Source organism: Devosia polycyclovorans, assembly GCF_042181575.1.
Taxonomy (GTDB): domain Bacteria; phylum Pseudomonadota; class Alphaproteobacteria; order Rhizobiales; family Devosiaceae; genus Devosia; species Devosia polycyclovorans.
On the sequence record NZ_CP170082.1, the window covers coordinates 1438923 to 1454020 of the forward strand.

General features: G+C 62.6%; 13 protein-coding genes. 7 read left to right on the forward strand and 6 right to left on the reverse strand.

Annotation, left to right across the window (positions count from 1 at the left end; translation table 11 throughout):
• The first annotated feature begins 25 nt into the window (after positions 1–25).
• The gene (locus ACE4RL_RS07270) at positions 26–1045 is read left to right on the forward strand and encodes an acetylxylan esterase (RefSeq protein ID WP_375599834.1); all 1020 of its coding nucleotides are present in this window, start codon (positions 26–28) and stop codon (positions 1043–1045) included.
• 102 nt (positions 1046–1147) lie between these two features.
• The gene (locus ACE4RL_RS07275) at positions 1148–1639 is read left to right on the forward strand and encodes a ferritin-like domain-containing protein (RefSeq protein WP_375599835.1); all 492 of its coding nucleotides are present in this window, start codon (positions 1148–1150) and stop codon (positions 1637–1639) included.
• Between the two features lie 153 nt (positions 1640–1792).
• Here the strand turns inward: ACE4RL_RS07275 and efp are convergent, their stop codons facing one another.
• Positions 1793–2362, reverse strand: coding sequence for an elongation factor P (gene efp, locus ACE4RL_RS07280; protein WP_375599836.1), 570 nt, complete (start codon positions 2360–2362; stop codon positions 1793–1795).
• A 131-nt stretch (positions 2363–2493) separates the two neighbouring features.
• Here efp and epmA point away from each other — a divergent pair, with 131 nt between their 5' ends.
• Positions 2494–3543 carry an EF-P lysine aminoacylase EpmA gene (epmA, locus tag ACE4RL_RS07285; protein ID WP_375599837.1) on the forward strand — a complete coding sequence of 350 codons (1050 nt, stop codon included), beginning with the start codon at positions 2494–2496 and terminating at the stop codon, positions 3541–3543.
• The gene (locus ACE4RL_RS07290) at positions 3540–4577 is read left to right on the forward strand and encodes a lysine-2,3-aminomutase-like protein (protein WP_375599838.1); all 1038 of its coding nucleotides are present in this window, start codon (positions 3540–3542) and stop codon (positions 4575–4577) included. The genes epmA and ACE4RL_RS07290 overlap by 4 nt, the downstream gene beginning before the upstream one ends.
• A gap of 115 nt (positions 4578–4692) precedes the next feature.
• On the opposite strand, the gene fabV is transcribed toward ACE4RL_RS07290, so the two are convergent.
• The 4 genes from fabV to ACE4RL_RS07310 form a co-directional block, all read right to left on the reverse strand.
• Positions 4693–5862, reverse strand: a complete 1170-nt coding sequence (gene fabV / locus ACE4RL_RS07295) for an enoyl-ACP reductase FabV (protein ID WP_375599839.1) — start codon at positions 5860–5862, stop codon at positions 4693–4695.
• 135 nt (positions 5863–5997) lie between these two features.
• Positions 5998–6645, reverse strand: coding sequence for a glutathione S-transferase family protein (locus tag ACE4RL_RS07300; protein WP_375599840.1), 648 nt, complete (start codon positions 6643–6645; stop codon positions 5998–6000).
• A gap of 3 nt (positions 6646–6648) precedes the next feature.
• Positions 6649–8358, reverse strand: a complete 1710-nt coding sequence (locus ACE4RL_RS07305; RefSeq protein ID WP_375599841.1) for a Rieske 2Fe-2S domain-containing protein — start codon at positions 8356–8358, stop codon at positions 6649–6651.
• Positions 8359–8570: 212 nt separating this feature from the next.
• Positions 8571–9464, reverse strand: coding sequence for an aromatic ring-hydroxylating dioxygenase subunit alpha (locus tag ACE4RL_RS07310; protein ID WP_375599842.1), 894 nt, complete (start codon positions 9462–9464; stop codon positions 8571–8573).
• A 168-nt stretch (positions 9465–9632) separates the two neighbouring features.
• On the opposite strand from ACE4RL_RS07310, the gene ACE4RL_RS07315 reads away from it, so the two are divergent.
• Entirely contained in the window at positions 9633–10664 is a 1032-nt protein-coding gene (locus ACE4RL_RS07315; protein WP_375599843.1) for an Ldh family oxidoreductase, read from the forward strand.
• Position 10665: 1 nt separating this feature from the next.
• Here ACE4RL_RS07315 and ACE4RL_RS07320 read toward each other — a convergent pair whose 3' ends face one another.
• Complete coding sequence (locus ACE4RL_RS07320; RefSeq protein ID WP_375599844.1) at positions 10666–11442, reverse strand: SDR family NAD(P)-dependent oxidoreductase; 777 nt, start codon at positions 11440–11442, stop codon at positions 10666–10668.
• A 171-nt stretch (positions 11443–11613) separates the two neighbouring features.
• On the opposite strand from ACE4RL_RS07320, the gene ACE4RL_RS07325 reads away from it, so the two are divergent.
• A complete protein-coding gene (locus ACE4RL_RS07325; protein ID WP_375599845.1) occupies positions 11614–12828 on the forward strand; it encodes an efflux RND transporter periplasmic adaptor subunit in 1215 nt (404 codons plus the stop codon).
• A gap of 9 nt (positions 12829–12837) precedes the next feature.
• Positions 12838–14841 carry a MacB family efflux pump subunit gene (locus ACE4RL_RS07330; RefSeq protein ID WP_375599846.1) on the forward strand — a complete coding sequence of 668 codons (2004 nt, stop codon included), beginning with the start codon at positions 12838–12840 and terminating at the stop codon, positions 14839–14841.
• Positions 14842–15098: the final 257 nt, after the last annotated feature.

The following is a 15098-nucleotide window of genomic DNA, read 5'->3' on the forward strand; positions in this document are numbered from 1 at the left end:
TGCCCTGAGAGGGCTGGAAATTCTGATGCTTGGCAGGCAGATTGCCGGTGCCATCCTCAGTACTGGACCCATCATGCCTTTTCCCGATCTCGTTCACCCCGCCCTCGACCTTTACGAGAGTGCGGTGGTGCTGCCCGATGACTTCGCTGCCTTCTGGAATGCGACGCTGACAGAAGCGCGGCAGGCTGGCGGGGTAGTCGAGATGGTGCCGGCCCAGACCACGCTCAAGCTGGTCGAGGTGTTCGATGTGACGTTCCCCGGTTTTGGTGGACATCCGGTCAAGGGCTGGCTGGTATTGCCCAAGCAGCGCGAGGGCCGGCTTCCGCTGCTCGCACAATATGTCGGCTATGGCGGCGGGCGCGGCTTTCCGCATGAGACGCTGCACTGGGCCGCGTCGGGCTTTGCCTATTTCCGCATGGATACGCGGGGGCAAGGTTCGGGCTGGAGTACTGGGGCGACACCCGATCCCGTCGGCTCGACCAGCCAGATTCCCGGGGTGATGACCAAGGGCGTGCTCAACCGTGATGATTATTACTACCGGCGCCTGTTTACCGATGGCGTCCGCGCGCTCGACGCGCTGATCGGACAGGAGTTTGTCGATCCCGACCGGGTGGCAGTCTGTGGCGGCTCACAGGGTGGTGGCATTGCCCTGGCCGTGGCGGGGATCGATGCGCGGGTCAAGGCCGTGATGCCGGATGTGCCGTTTCTTTGCGACTTCCCGCGTGCCGTACGCGTGGCCGGGCGCGACCCCTATGGCGAAATCGTGCGGTTTCTGGCGCAGCACCGGGACAAGAAGGACAAAGTGTTCGAGACGCTGCGCTATTTCGACGGCGTCAATTTCGCCCGGCAAAGCCAGGCCGCGGCGCTGTTCTCGGTGGCGCTGATGGATGATATCTGCCCGCCCTCCACGGTCTATGGCGCCTTCAAGGCCTTTGCCGGAACCGACAAGTCCATCATTGAATATGAGTTCAACAATCACGAGGGTGGCGGGCCGTTCCAGGATCGCCAGCAGATGGCGTGGTTATGCGAGCGCTTCGGCGTCTAGGAGTCGGCCAGAGATGTGATCAGGCCGCGCCGGAACTTCGGCTCGTCGCCGCCGTTGCAGAGCCAGCGTCGTTTTTCCAATCGGAACTGGAGCTGGACCAACATGGCTGAGAAGCAATTGGACGATCTTTTCCTCGATACTCTCAAGGACATCTATTACGCCGAGCGGCAGATATTGAAGGCGCTGCCCAAGATGGCCAAGGCGGCAACTTCCGACGAGCTGAAGGCGAGTTTCGAGCAGCATCGCGCTGAAACCGAGGTGCATGTGGAGCGCCTGGAGAAAGTGTTCGAACTGCTGGGCAAGGCCCCGCGCGGCAAGACCTGCGATGCCATTCTCGGGATCATCGAGGAAGGCAAGGACATCATGGACGAGTTCAAGGGCACGCAAGCTCTCGATGCCGGCCTGGTTTCGGCCGCGCAGGCTGTCGAGCACTATGAGATGGCCCGTTACGGCACGCTGGCCACCTGGGCCAAGCAGCTTGGCCATACCGAAGCGCTCGAGCTGTTCCTGGCTACCCTCAAGGAAGAGGAAGCCACCGACGAGAAGCTGACCAAGCTGGCCAAGACGGCGGTCAACCTGAAGGCCGCCGCGTAGCTTTAGGCGTTCGTGGAAAAGAAGACGGGCCCCTGGAGGGGCCCGTTTTTTGTCTTGCTTGAGGAGGTCCGGGCCCAGTGAGCGTAGCTCTCCGGGCCTGATCGCCTAACAACGCCCCACCGGGGCGTTTTTGCTGCCGAAGGCAGCCGGCGATCAGTCTTTAGCACGCTCCACGTAGGAATTGTCTTCGGTCAGGATGACGATGCGGGTGCCGGTGTCGATATGCGGCGGGACCATGACGCGCAGACCGTTATTGAGTACGGCGGGCTTGTAGGAGGACGAGGCAGTTTGCCCCTTCACCACAGGCTCGGTCTCGACGATCTCGAAGGTCAGGCGCTGGGGCAATTCCATCGAGAGCGCGATGCCCTCGTGGGTCATCAGGTGCACCTTCATGCCATCGGTCAGATAGGCCTTCTGGTCGCCAATCACGTCGTCGGAAACGGTGATTTGCTCGTAGGTCTGGGGCTCCATGAAGTGGTGACCTTCGCCGTCCGAATATAGATAGTCATATTCGCGGTCATCCACGTCGGCCTTCTCGACCATTTCCACTGTGCGCCAGCGGCCAATGACCTTCACGCCATCGGAAATGCGGCGCATGGTGACGTTGGTCACCGAGTTGCCCTTGCCGGGGTGCACGTTTTCGGCGGTGAGAATGACGTGCAGATTGCCGTCCTGTTCGACGACATTGCCTTTTCGCAGGGACGAGGCGATGACCTTGACCATATTTCTTCCTTGTTCGTATCGCTGGCGCGGGCTAGAGGCAGGGCCGTCCGGGCGCCGGAATATGCATATGTGGTGCGCCCGATACATTATTCCGCGCGCTTTCGCCAGACCGGACGGCAAGAAACCCGAGCATGACGGCATCTGAGACATCGCCCTGGTGGCATCCCGATCGCCATGCCGACCGGCGGCCGGCGCTATTGGCGCGGGCGAAAATCGATACGGCAGTGCGCGGCTGGCTGACCGAACGGGACTTCCTGATCGTTGATCCGCCGGGGTTGCAGCGTTCGCCGGGCAACGAGACGCATCTACATGCCTTCGGCACTGAGATGATCGGTAATGACGGGGTGGGGCAGGCCATGTATCTGCACACCTCGCCCGAATTCACCATGAAAAAGCTGCTGGCGGCCGGGGAGAAGCGGATCGCGAGCCTGCAGCATGTCTGGCGCAATCGCGAGCGCAGCGCCCTGCATCATCCCGAATTCACCATGCTCGAATGGTATCGGGCGGGCGCGCCCTATGAGACAATTATTGCCGATACCCTGGCGGTGATCCGGCTGGCGGCAGAGGTGACGGGGATCAGCCAGTTTGAATTCCGTGGGCGGGTTTGCGATCCGCGCTCGGAGGCGGAGCGGATCAGCGTGGCCGAGGCGTTCGAGCGCTTTGCGGGCATAGACCTGCTCGCGACCATGGACGAGGACGGGGTTCCAGACGACACGGCACTGGCCGAGCAGATGCTTAAAGTGGGCATGGCGCTGCCCGAGGATCGGCGCTGGAGTTATCTGTTCACGCATGTGCTGGTGGATCGGGTCGAACCGGCGCTGGGCAATGGGCGCGTGACTGTGCTGGATCGGTACCCGGCCTGCGAGGCAGCGCTGGCCCGGCGGGTGCCGGGTGACCGTCGCGTCTCTGAACGTTTCGAGGTCTATGCAGCCGGGGTGGAACTGGCCAACGGTTTTGGCGAATTGACGGACGCAGCCGAACAGCGGGTACGGTTCGAGGCCGAAATGGCGGAAAAGCAGCGCCTTTATGGGGAACGCTATCCGATCGACCAGGATTTTCTGGCCGCGCTCGATTTCATGCCGGAAGCCAGTGGGGTGGCGTTGGGGTTCGACAGGTTGGTGATGCTAGCGACAGGCGCGCAGAGGATCGAGGCGGTGCTCTGGGCGCCGGTGGCGGAATGAGGGGACTTTCGGTCAAGTCCGTCGCGGACCTCAAGGCCGCCAGGCTTGTTGCGCCGGATGTTGCGCTTGACGAGGTCGCCGAAAGATACGCTATCGGCATCACGCCGGCGGTGCTGGACCTGATCGATCCGGACGATCCCGGCGATCCGATTGCGCGGCAATTCGTGCCCTCGGCCGACGAACTGACCACTACGCCGGAGGAGCGGGCCGATCCGATCGGCGATCTTGCCCGTTCGCCGGTGGAAGGGATCGTGCATCGCTATCCCGACCGGGTCTTGCTCAAGGCCGTGCATGTGTGCCCCGTTTATTGCCGGTTCTGTTTTCGGCGGGAGATGGTCGGACCGCAGGGGCTGGGGACGCTGACGGCTGCCCAGCTCGACGCAGCCATCGGATACATCGCAGACCGTCCCGAAATCTGGGAGGTGATCCTGACCGGGGGCGATCCGCTGGTGCTCTCGCCCCGCCGGCTGCGGGACCTGATGGAGCGGCTGGCGGGCATTCAGCACGTCAAAATCGTCCGTTTTCATACGCGGGTGCCGGTGGTGGAGCCCGAGCGGATTGATGATGAAATGGTCGCGGCGCTGACGGCGAGCGGCAAGACGACCTATCTGGCGGTGCATGCCAACCACCCGCGCGAATTGACGGCGGCGGCGAAAGCCGGGTTCGACCGGATGCTTGCAGGCGGGATTGCGCTGATCAGCCAGAGCGTTCTGCTCAAGGGCGTCAATGATGACGTCGAGACCTTGGCGGCGCTGATGCGCGGTTTTGTCGAAAACCGTATCCGGCCCTATTACCTGCATCACCCGGACCTGGCGCCGGGTACGGGGCATTTCCGTGTCGGGATCGAGGAAGGGCAGCGGCTCGTGCAGGCCTTGCGCGGGCGGATTTCCGGCCTGTGCCAGCCGGTCTATGTGCTTGATATCCCGGGCGGCTACGGCAAGGCAGATATCGGCGCAGCGTCGATCACGGGAGCGGATGGGTGCTTTACCGTGCAGGACTGGCAGGGCGAAGAGCACGAATACTGGTCAGAGTAGGATACCCCAACCTCCCCCTGACAGGGGGAGGGGCCGTTCTGGTGGTCGCCGAGGATACTGAGCAGACCGATGTCTCTGCTGCTTTTCCTGTGGGAGAAGGAAAGGCGAGCGGCGCTCAGTCCACCACGCGCGGGTCGACATCCTTGGAATAATCCACGCCGCCAACGGCAAAGCCGAAGAGACGCATGAATTCTTCGCGGTATTTGGGCAGGTCGGCGAGTTCGGCGAGGTTTTCGGTGTTGAGCACCGCCCAGCGCTTTTTCAGTTCGGCCTGCATGGCGTCGGAGAGTTCCCAGTCATCGACGCGGATGCGGTTTTCGTCGTCGAGCACGATGGTGCCCTGCAGCTTGTCGCGGAACAGGCGGTCGATCTGGTGGATCGGGCCTTCGCCCAGCCCCATTTCGTCTTCGACCTTGATGAGCAGGGTACCGTAAAGCGGTACCACCGGAATGGCTGAGCTGGCCTGGGTGACGACGGCCTTGAGGGCCACGACATGGGCGGCATTGTCACCATGGGCCGCGCGGATGGCGGCGGCGGCGCGATCGAGGTCGCCCTTGGCCTTGCCCAGCGTGCCCTTGTGGTAGATCGGCCAGGTCAGCTCGCTGCCGAGATAGGTGTAGTTGAGCGAGGCAAAATCCTCGGCCAGCACACCCGCCTCGGACAGGGCATCAATCCAGAGTTCCCAATCCTCGCCGCCCATCACCTTGACGGTGGCGGCGGCTTCTTCCTCGGTTGCTGGCTCGACGGTAACTTCGGAGACTTCGCCGGTGCCGGTATTGAGCGTCTTGGAGGTGACCTGGCTGCCATAGGGCTTGATGGCGGAGCGATAGGTGACGCCATCCTTGGGGTCGGTGCGGACCGGGGAGGCCAGCGAATAGACGATCAGATCGACCTGGCCGAGTGTCTCCTTGATGGCCTCGATGGTCTGGGCCTTTACTTCATTGGAAAAGGCATCGCCCTCGATGGTCACGGCCTTGCTGCCGGCCGCGCGGGCGCGATTTTCGAAGGCCCGGTTATTGTACCAGCCGGCGGAGGCGGGCTTGGTTTCGCCCGGCTCGCGTTCAAAGGACACACCGACCGTATCGGCGCCAGAGCCAAAGGTGGTGACGATGCGCGAGGCGAGGCCGTAGCCGGTCGAACAGCCGAGCACCAGGACCCGCTTGCGCTCGGACGGGATCGGTCCCTTGATCACAACATGATCGATCTGGCGCTGCACATTGGTGGCGCAGCCAGTGGGATGGGCGGTGGTGCAGATGAAGCCGCGGATCTTGGGTTCGATGATCATGGGATTTTCTCCTCGGTTTGACCAAGGCAATAGCGGGAATGGCGGCGGAGGGCTAGGGGTTGAGGCGGAGTACCCCCACCCAACCTCCCCTGACAGGGGGAGGGGCGGCCTTGGCGACCGCCTCGGATTTTGGACTTAATCCACCTTCGCCGGCCCGGCCGGAAAGATGCCAGACATGACCGTAAAGCCGGGAACGCGCCGAACGCGGTCGGTCCAGCGGCGAAGGGCCGGATAGTCCTGGCGGGAAATGCCGCCTTCCTCAGAGAGCATCACATAGGGAAAACAGGCAATGTCGGCCGTAGTCGGGTGGGCTGGCGAGCAGAGCCAATCGCGGCCGGATTTCTCGCCGAACCAGAGATGTTCGTCCATCAGCCGAAAGATGCGATGGGCGCCCTTCTGGCATTTCTCGATGTTGAAATCATAGTCGTAGCCCAGGGCCAGGCGCGCTGCAGAGCTTGTCGATGTGATGTCGTCGGCAACGGCATGCCAGCGCAGGATTTCGGCAGTGATGGCCGGATCGTTCGGGAACCACAGGCCCGAGGCATCATATTCTTTTGCCAGATAGGCGAGGATAGCGCCAGAGTCCGAGAGCACCAGATCGTCGTCCTTGAGCACCGGTAACTGCCCGAATGGATTGAGCCGAAGGAACCAATCGGCCTTGTGCTCGCGGCCGGGGAAGAAATCCACTGGCACGATGTCATAAGGAAGGCCCAAAATGCTCATCAGCAGGCGCAGCTTGTAGCAATTGCCGGAGAGCTCGAAGTCGTAAAGGGTAATGGCCATGGGTCAGATATCCAGCACCAGGCGCGCCGATTTCGCACGGCTCACACACGTCATCATGCAGGAGTTGGACGCCTTTTCGCTTTTGTTAAGATAGACATCCTGATGGTCCACCTCGCCTTCCATGACGGTGGTCAGGCAGGTGCCGCAGGCCCCCTGCTCGCAAGAGGACGGGACCGTCAAACCCGCTTCGCGCATCACCTCAAGAATGGTCTGGCCGGCCGGCACATGCAGGGTCATGGCTGAACGCGCCAGTTCGATGTCGAAGGCGGATGAGGCGTCGATCGTCTTGTTGTTCTGGAAATATTCGAAATGCACCGCCTCGTCGGGCCAGCCGAGCCCGGACGCGGTCTGCTGCACCATTTCGAGCATGGCGCCGGGGCCGCAGATATAGACATGATTGGCAAACTGGTGTGGCCCGAGCACTTGATTGATGGTGCCCTGGATGGCGTCGCGAGCGAGGCCGGTATGGATGTGGACCGCACCATGCAGCACGTCCAGTTCGCTTTTGAACGCCACGCTTTCCCCGGTGCGGGTGAAGTAATGCAGCTCATAGGGCAGGTTCGACTTGTCGAGAAAGCGCGCCATGGAGAGCAGGGGGGTGATGCCGATACCGCCGGCTATCAAAATGGTGCGGGTGGCGTCGCGGCGCAGCGGGAAATTGTTACGCGGCTCGGAAATGGCCAGCACGTCGCCCTCGCGCACGGTCTCGACCAGCACCTTGGAGCCGCCTTTTGAAGCGCTCTCCTGCTTGACGCCGATGACATAACTGAGAAGGTCGCCGGGCCCATTGGTGATGGAATATTGCCGGACCAGCCCGTTGGGCAGGTGCAGATCGATATGGGCGCCGGGCTGGAAGGTGGGCAGGTGGCTGCCGTCGCGGTCGGCCAGTTCGAAGCCGATGACACCGTCGGCGCTCTGCCATTTGCGCTTGACCACCACATTGAGCGTATTGCCGCGCGGCACGGCAATTTCGGGCATGGTGGCAAGGTCAGCCGAGACCTTTTCATAGGTGGGCTGCAACGGTTCTGGCACAGGCTTCTTGGCGGCAGCGCGTTCGAGCCGGTCGCGCAGATGGGTCAGTTGCTCGTTGTAGTGACGCAAGCTCGCCAGTTCGTCGGCCGGGGTTCCGGGCAAGAGGCCACGGATCACGGCGCGTCCAGCGTCGACGGGCTGGACGAAATAGACCACGTCGCCGAGGCGCACCGTCATGCCCGGCAAGAGGTCCGCCGGCTGATCGTCGGGGGCAAGACGGGCAAGGCCCGCGACGACATCCTCGGGTGCCGCATTGACCGGCATGGGCCGCAAGGCGAACCAACTCCGGCCTTCGGCGCCGGGAAAAGGAGCGAAAGGCTTTTCATCGTTGGCGGCCGACCAGATCAGGCCGTACGCCTCCCTCACGGGATATTTGCGGTTCTCGATGCGGCGGGCCGGGGCATCGGCGGGGTGGGCCGGAATATAGGTGCATCCTGCGGAGCGGTTGGCATAGCGCCAGCCATGATACTGGCATTTGAGTTCCTGGCCTTCATTGATGCCGATGGAGAGGCGCACGCCGCGATGCAGGCAGCGGTTCTCCCAGACATTCACATTGCCATCATCGGCCCGCCAGACAGCGAGTTCGCGGCCAAGCAACTGGCCCTGATAGACGTGGCGGAAGGGCAGGTCGTCGCTGGAGGCGATGGGGTACCAATTGGGGTCGGAAAGGCTCAGGGGCATGTCGATCTGATCCGTTTGCTGCACCGGGATCGCGCCACGATCGATTTCTTCAGTTCAGTCGCAGTCCTGGCGTACGGGACTTGGACGCCCTCTCCCTGATGAGAAGAGGGGGAGCAGGTGGCTCCTGGGCTTCGTGCCATTCGAAGCATAGCTCTCATGGCCTCGCCGCCTAAAATCGCTCCACCGGAGCGATTTTGCCGTTCGGCTCGGCGTCAAGCCTGCGGGATCACCCCGTAGGCAATGCCCTTCTGGCTCAGCCAGCGGCGATAGGCGATGGCGCTCTTGTCGGCGCGGATCGGGGTTTCGGCGCGCGGGTCGAGCGGCAGTTTCTTGGGATACTGGTTTTCCAGGATCGGCTTGTCCTGGCCAAAAATGGTCTGCTGGAAGCGCCGTAGGTCGGTAATGGTCGAGGTCGAATCGATCATCGACTGCAACAGATGGGCGCGGCAGCGTTCCTCGGTCATGGGCTGGAGGAAAATGCCGATCACGTCGCGGCGGCTCTCATCTTCGGGGCAGGACTTGTAGAGCACCGAGCAGAAGGGGTGCGGCACGCGATAGACATACTCCACTTCCATTGCCTCAGTGGCCGATTTGGCCGCGCGCGGCTGCATGAAGCGGCACTTGGTGGCCAGCACCTCGTCGCGCTCCTCGGACACTTCGACGTCGTATTCCTTGACTTCAGTATGCGGTTCGGAGCCCAGAATATCGGTGTGGACGTAGGGGAAGTGGCCCATGTCGAGGAAGTTCTCCACGGCACGCGGGGCCGAGACGTGGATGCCAATGGAGCCGCAGCTCATGTTGACCCGGTCGGGCTCGGCAAATTCGGGAATGGGGAAGAGGTCGGACGACGGCGTTCCAAGACAGGTCCAGGTATAACCATAGGCAGTACGGACGGGCAGGCGTTCAAGGATGGTGTCGGCGTCAATCTCGTCGCCTTGCGCCTCATCGCTGCGCAGCCAGACGACGGGCTCGCCATCATTGCCGCGCGTCAGCGCCAGGGGAGTGTCGAGCAGCAGCGTGGTTTCGACAATGCCAATGGGCAGTTCCTCGGTGGCGGCAACGACGTGCCAGAGATTGCGGGTGATCGGATCGGGGGCGTTCGGCATGGGGTCGTCTCAACTGTGTGAGGTAAGCATAACCCGGTGTGTGGTCAGTGCCAGCACAAAGTTGGGTATGGGCCATGCGCTTTGGGCATGATGGTAGACACGGAATACGCCAAGCCCGCATGGTGCACATCAAAAGGCTCAGGATGAGGTCTAAGAGGATTATGTGTCGTGGAAAGTGAAGCCCCCCGTTTTGCCGAAACCCTGCTGGCCGAGCGCGTCGATCAACGTCTGGCCGAGGCGGGGGCGAGCCCTGCATCGCGGTCGGCGGCGGCCAAAGCCATGTTGCATGCCTCTTTGGTGGGGATCGACAGTCATGGTGTGCGGCTGACCGAGCATTATTGCCGGATGCTGGGCGGCGGGCGGCTCAGCAAGGATCCGCAGCTTGGCGTGGACAAGCGCGGTGCAGGCAGCGCCATGGTCGATGGCGATGACGGGTTGGGACATTACGCGGCTTACAAGGCCGTCGAGGTGGGCATGGAACTGGCCCGGGAGGCCGGCGTCGGTGCGGTGGGTATCAAGAATTCCTCGCATCTGGGCGCGGCGGGGGCTTACGCGCTCGCAGGCGCTGAGCAGGGTTTCATTGCCTTTGCCACCACCAATACCGATTCCATGGTGGCGCTATTCGATGGCGCGCAGAAATTTCACGGCACCAACCCGCTGGCCTTCGCTGCGCCCGTGCCCGGTTCCAGGCCCTGGTTGTTGGACATGGCGACAAGTTCCATTCCCCTCAACCGGGTCCTGCTGCATCGCTCGCTCGACAAGGCATTGCCGGCGGGCGTGGCAGCAACCCCAGATGGCGAGATGACGACCGACCCGCATGAAGCCGACATGCTGCTGCCGCTGGGGGGGACGGATTACGGCTACAAGGGCGCGGCATTGGCCGGCGTGGCAACGCTGTTTTCGGCGCTGCTCACCGGCACCACGCTCGATCCCGATTTCATTCCCATGTATGGCGGCGATGATATTTCGACGCCGCGGAATATGGGCCATTTTGTGCTGGTGATCGACCCGGACAAGTTCGCCGGCCGGGCCGCCTTTGGGGCCGCGATCACCACCTATCTGGCGGCGTTGCGCGGGTCCGCGGTGCGCGAGGGCGGGCGCGTGATGGCGCCGGGTGACCGGGAATGGGAAGAGATGGACCGACGGCGCGCCCAAGGCATCCCCGTCGATCCCGATACGGTGCGGTTCCTCGGGCTCTAGCCTATTGCTCGCGATAGATGTCGAAGGCGCCGATGGCCTGCGTGGTGGCCATGAGCTGGATTTTGTTGACGTTGACGTGTTCGGGCAGCGAGGTGGCCCAGAAGATGGATTCGGCGATGTCCTCGGCAGTCATGGCCTTGGTGTTGGCGTAGACATTGCCTGCCCTGTCCTCGTCGCCCTTGAAACGGACCACGGAAAATTCGGTTTCGGTCAGGCCCGGCTCAATATCGGTGACGCGGACATTCTTGCCTTGCAGATCCGAGCGGATGGCGAGAGCGAAATGCTTCACGAAGGCCTTCGACGCGGCATAGACCGACGCGCCGGGATAGGCGAATTCACCCGCCACTGATCCAAGGGTCACCACATGGCCGCCGCCGCGGTCGATGAGGCCAGGCAGCAGCAGGCGCACGGTGTAGACCAGACCCTTGATGTTGGTGTCGATCATGGTCTCCCAGTCTTCCAGCAGGGCCTCCGCTGCCGGCTGCAATCCGAGCGCAAGTCCGGCATTAGCGAGAACGATGTTGATGTTCTTGAAGGGCTCGGGAATGGCGGCGATGGCTGCTTCCATGGCGGCGCGGTCACGCACATCGAGGGGGATGATGTGGCATTTTTCGTGGCCAAGCTCGTCGCGCAGGGCCAGCAGGCGATCCTCGCGACGGCCGGTGGCGATCACCTTGCCGCCAGCGGCCACATAGCGGCGGGCGGCGGCGGCGCCGAAACCGGAGGTGGCACCGGTGATGAAGACGACAAAGCGGGTGGGATCGAGCAGCGGATACATGGGTGGTCCTGGCAGGCATTGGTTTACGTAGGCCGGCGCAAGGTGGACCGCGGCTCATGGCCTCGTCAACATTTCCAAAGTTTAATGCGACTTGCCCATAGCTAACGTGAATTTGCCGCCTATTGGGCGTATGGCCAAAGGATACCGAATTTATTGAGGCTGTTCCTGGCCATGAAGCGCTTTGCTAAAATTCTGCTTGTTCTGATCGTGCTGGCCGGTGGCGCCGGGGCAGGTTGGTGGTACTTCTGGGCCCCGACCCAGGCCAGCACGACGCCCGATACGGTGACGGTTGGGCGCGGCGACATAGAGACCACGGTGCTGGCTTCGGGTGTACTGGAGGCGAGCGCGCTGGTCAGCGTCGGGGCCGAGGTGTCGGGCAGTATCAAGGCGGTGCATGTGCGCCTGGGCGATGATGTTGCCAAAGGCGATCTCATCGCCGAAATCGATAGCCTCAATCAGGAAAACGCTGTCAAATCGGCGGAAGCGGCGCTCGCTGGCATTCAGGCGCAGCGGCGCAATCAGGAGGCGGCGCTCGCCAAGGCAGAAGCCGCGTTGGCTCGGCAGCAGCAGCTAAGCGCCAATAGTATCGTCTCCCAATCCGATCTGGAAACGGCCGAGGCCGCCGTTGAGCAGGCCAAGGCGCAGATTGACCAGCTCGATGCGCAAATTTCCCAGGCAGAACTGACCGTAGAGTCCGCAGAACTCAATCTTGCGCGCACACAGATCGTGGCTCCGGCAGACGGAACGGTGGTGGCGCTGCTGGTCGAGGAAGGACAGACCCTCAACGCCAATTCGGCTACCCCGACCATCGCCAAGATCGCCAATCTGGACACCATGGTCATCAAGGCCGAGATTTCGGAAGCCGATGTGGTCAAGGTGCAGCCTGGGCAGAAGGTCTACTTCACCATTCTGGGCGAGCCGGATCAGCGCATCGAGGCGACGCTGCGCGAAATTGAACCGGCGCCGACCTCCATCGCCAGCGACACAAGCAGTTCGGGCAGCGCGATCTATTACAATGGGTTGTTCGAGGTTCCCAACCCCGATCACCGCCTGCGCATCTCCATGACGGCATCGGTGACCATTGTGCTGGCCGAGGCGCGCAACGTGCTGACGCTACCGTCGAGCCTGGTTGCCCGGCGAGGCCCGCAGGGCGAGACCGTGGTTATGGTGTACGACCCGGCCAATGAGGAAGTCCGCCCCGCGCGCATTGAAGTGGGGCTCAACAACAATATCCATGCCGAGATCATTTCCGGCCTCAAAGAGGGTGACCAGGTTGTCAATGGCACGGGCACCCGCCTCGCCAGCAGCGGACAGGATGGCCAGGGCCGGCCCGGCGGGTTTGGTGGGGGCCCCGGCGGGCTCGGCGGCGGCGGACCCAGGCGTTAGGACAAGCCGATGAATCGCGTCTTCACCCCCACGGACAGCGTCGATACGCAGGTTCTCCCTGCTTCGGCAAAGCCCATCATCTCGATCACGGGTCTGGTGCGGCGCTTCAAGGCCGGTCCGGAATCGGTGGCCGTGCTCAAAGGCGTCGATCTGGAGATCCATCGCGGCGAAATGGTCGCCATCATCGGCCAGTCCGGTTCGGGCAAGTCGACACTGATGAACATTCTTGGCTGCCTGGATCGCGCGACCGAGGGGAGCTACCGCTTTGCCGGCAAGGATGTCAGCAAGCTCGATGCCGACGACCTGGCGGCGTTGCGGCGCGAGCATTTCGGCTTCATTTTCCAGCGCTATCAGTTGTTGCCTGATCTCGACGCGGTCGAAAATGTCGAAGTGCCGGCCGTCTACGCCGGTGTCGATGCCGAGGCCAGACGCGAGCGGGCCATTGCGCTGCTGACGCGGCTGGGGCTGGGCGAGCGCCTAGACCACCGGCCCAATGCGCTTTCGGGCGGACAGCAGCAACGCGTCAGCGTGGCGCGGGCGCTGATGAATGGCGGCGAGGTCATTCTGGCTGACGAGCCTACGGGCGCGCTGGATTCCCATTCGGGCAAGGAATTGATGGCCCTGCTCAAGGAGCTGCACGCCGATGGCCACACCATCATTATCGTGACCCATGATCCGCAGATTGCCGCACAAGCGGAACGGGTCATCGAAATTGCCGATGGCGAGATCATTGCCGATCGGCACAATGTCGAGCCGCGTCGGGTCGAAAAGGCCACAGCTGTGATGAAGGCAGCGGCAAGCTGGCGGCGGGGGCTGGAACGTACCAGTGAAGCGCTGCGCATGGCCTTGCGAGCCATGGGGGCGCACAAGCTCAGGACGTTCCTGACCATGCTCGGCATCATCATCGGCATCGCTTCAGTGGTTGCCGTTGTCGCGCTAGGGCAAGGGAGCCAGCAGACCGTGCTGGAGAATATTTCCTCGATCGGCACCAACACCATCAACGTCTATCCGGGGACCGGCTTTGGGGACATGCGCTCGGGGCGGGTGCGCACGCTGCGGCCGACCGATGCCGAAGCGCTCGCCGAGCAGGACTATGCCGACAGCGTGACGCCACAGGTCAGCGCCAATGCCACCGCGCTTTATCGCAACACGGCCAGCAATGCCGCGGTGACTGGCGTTGGCGCAGACTATTTCCAGGTCAACGGGCGGACGTTCACCGCCGGTTCCGGCTTCGGGTCGGACAGTATCACCAATATGGCGCAGGAAGCGGTCATCGATCAGAACGCGGTCAATGCCATTTTCACCAATGGAGAAGACCCGATTGGTGAAGTCATCATGCTGGGCAAGGTGCCAGTGCGGGTGATCGGGGTGGTGGAAACCAGTTCGGGCTTCGGGCCGGGCGGCAACAGCGCCAATGTCTATGTGCCCTATACCGCGGCCATGAGCCGCATTCTGGGGCAGAGCTGGCTCAACTCCATCGCGGTGCGGATCGCCGACGACTACGACACCGCACAGGCAGAGGTGGAGATTGCCGAATTGCTGACGCGGCTGCATGGCGGCACGCAAGACTTCTTCCTGCAGAACACGGACACGATCCGCGAGACGATCCAGTCGACCTCAGCGACCCTGACCATCCTGATCTCCACCATTGCCGTGATCTCATTGGTGGTGGGTGGCATCGGGGTGATGAACATCATGCTGGTATCGGTCTCCGAGCGCACCAAAGAGATCGGCATCCGCATGGCTGTGGGCGCGCGCCGCAGCGATATCATGCGGCAGTTTCTGATCGAGGCGATCCTGGTCTGCTTTGCCGGTGGCGCGGCCGGTGTGGCGCTGAGCTTTGCCCTGGGGCAGGGACTGACGGCAATCGTTTCGGGGGCGCAGCTGGCTTATTCTACCGAATCCATTGTGCTGGCGATCATCTCGGCCAGTGTCATCGGCGTCGTGTTCGGTTTCATGCCTGCTCGCTCGGCGGCCATGCTCGATCCGGTCGAGGCGCTGGCGCGGGAATGAGTGTGGTGCAATTGGGCCACGCCCCCTCGATCAAAATCGAATAAATTCAATGCAAAGGGTAGGCGCCTGCCCGGTCCGGCCCTAAACTCGCCATGAAATCTCCGCCCTTTGAGCGGCGGAGTGAAATGGGGCGCGGCAGGATTAACGCAATCTTTCCGCCCATGCGGCAATCTTGGTTTCAGCCCGGTTTGGTTGAAGCGTAGAAGGGCGGGATAGACCACTGCAAAGCGCGCGTCTGGTAACGAGTATTGGCGCCT